Here is a 717-nt window from a genome sequence, read left to right as displayed (position 1 = left end):
TTCTCCCCCCGAAGATTAAGGGGAATGATGGCTTGTGCCTTGACGTTGCGGGCGGCCTCATAAACTTTCATTTGGTCGTAGCCCGCATCGAGTATGAAAAATCGTGTGCTCGTCCTGGACGCTGTTTTCTCGATCAGGCCCGGCGCCATTTCTCCATCATTGACATGCGCCGGCGTTACTTCCAAGGCGATCGGCAATTCACTTTTCGTATCGACCGCCAGATGAATTTTGTAACCAAACCATGTGATTTTATTGCCGAAGGAATCAATTTTTGCGCCCCAGTTCGCATTACCCGTTTGCTCGCTTTTGCGTTTGGGCTGCTTTTTCTCGTAAGCGCGGAGAGCGGCGCTGTCTATGGCGACGTTACTGCCTTCTATGATACCTTCCTGCTGACAGCGTGTGACCAAATCCTCAAAAAGCCGTTTTGCCAAGTCCTTTCTCGTCAGTTCTGAGAAAACTCGGCTTAATGTGGATATGGAAGGAGCTTCTCGATCCAGCGGAAGACCACACTGATAACGAAACCGGAGATCCGTATCCAAACGCTTATGCAACCCTGAAAAGGTACTTATTCCTTCAAGCGGCGCAGCCAAGAGTGCTCGTAGAATACCTTGTCTGCAGTATCCCTCAGCGCCTCGGGGTGAACGGCTTCTCAGTTCCTTGGCATACGGTCTCAGATCGAGAGAGCTGAAGAAGATCGGCAATCTCTCCTTGGGTTGA

General features: G+C 50.8%; 1 protein-coding gene. It reads right to left on the bottom strand.

Annotated features, from left to right (window positions below):
* Positions 1–717, bottom strand: a 717-nt coding sequence (locus M3G15_RS21345; RefSeq protein WP_260072020.1) for a transposase, incomplete at both ends; no start/stop codon positions are given.

The sequence above is a fragment of the Paenibacillus sp. p3-SID1389 genome, assembly GCF_025151705.1.
In the GTDB taxonomy this organism is placed as follows: Bacteria; Bacillota; Bacilli; order Paenibacillales; family Paenibacillaceae; genus Fontibacillus; species Fontibacillus phoenicis.
The sequence above is the reverse complement of the archived record's forward strand: the minus strand, read 5'-3'. Positions and strand labels throughout refer to the sequence as shown.